This window comes from Thiococcus pfennigii (genome assembly GCF_016583835.1).
GTDB lineage: Bacteria > Pseudomonadota > Gammaproteobacteria > Chromatiales > Chromatiaceae > Thiococcus > Thiococcus pfennigii.
In genome coordinates, this window is record NZ_NRRW01000135.1 from 1 (window position 1) to 1,320 (window position 1,320).

Consider the following 1,320-nt stretch of genomic DNA (forward strand, 5'->3'; position numbering starts at 1 on the left):
ACACATGCAAGTCGAACGGTGAAGCCCTTCGGGGTGGATCAGTGGCGAACGGGTGAGTAACACGTGAGTAACCTGCCCCTGACTCTGGGATAACTACCGGAAACGGTGGCTAATACCGGATATGACGCCCTGTCGCATGGTGGGGTGTGGAAAGTTTTTCGGTCTGGGATGGACTCGCGGCCTATCAGCTAGTTGGTGAGGTAACGGCTCACCAAGGCGACGACGGGTAGCCGGCCTGAGAGGGCGACCGGCCACACTGGGACTGAGACACGGCCCAGACTCCTACGGGAGGCAGCAGTGGGGAATATTGCGCAATGGGCGAAAGCCTGACGCAGCGACGCCGCGTGAGGGATGAAGGCCTTCGGGTTGTAAACCTCTTTCAGCAGGGAAGAAGCGAAAGTGACGGTACCTGCAGAAGAAGCACCGGCTAACTACGTGCCAGCAGCCGCGGTAATACGTAGGGTGCGAGCGTTGTCCGGAATTATTGGGCGTAAAGAGCTTGTAGGCGGTTTGTCGCGTCTGCCGTGAAAATCCGAGGCTCAACCTCGGACTTGCGGTGGGTACGGGCAGACTAGAGTGTGGTAGGGGAGACTGGAATTCCTGGTGTAGCGGTGAAATGCGCAGATATCAGGAGGAACACCGATGGCGAAGGCAGGTCTCTGGGCCACTACTGACGCTGAGAAGCGAAAGCGTGGGGAGCGAACAGGATTAGATACCCTGGTAGTCCACGCCGTAAACGTTGGGAACTAGGTGTGGGCCTCATTCCACGAGGTCTGTGCCGCAGCTAACGCATTAAGTTCCCCGCCTGGGGAGTACGGCCGCAAGGCTAAAACTCAAAGGAATTGACGGGGGCCCGCACAAGCGGCGGAGCATGTGGATTAATTCGATGCAACGCGAAGAACCTTACCAAGGCTTGACATACACCGGAAACACCCAGAGATGGGTGCCCCGCAAGGTCGGTGTACAGGTGGTGCATGGTTGTCGTCAGCTCGTGTCGTGAGATGTTGGGTTAAGTCCCGCAACGAGCGCAACCCTCGTTCTATGTTGCCAGCGCGTAAAGGCGGGGACTCATAGGAGACTGCCGGGGTCAACTCGGAGGAAGGTGGGGATGACGTCAAATCATCATGCCCCTTATGTCTTGGGCTTCACACATGCTACAATGGCCGGTACAAAGGGCTGCGAAATCGCAAGATGGAGCGAATCCCAAAAAACCGGTCTCAGTTCGGATTGGGGTCTGCAACTCGACCCCATGAAGTCGGAGTCGCTAGTAATCGCAGATCAGCAACGCTGCGGTGAATACGTTCCCGGGCCTTGTACACA

The 1,320-nt window shown here is 57.2% G+C and carries 1 rRNA gene; it reads left to right on the forward strand.

Features of this window, described 5'->3' with window-relative positions:
- Positions 1–1,320 (forward strand): 16S ribosomal RNA (locus tag CKO41_RS18255); the annotation flags it as partial.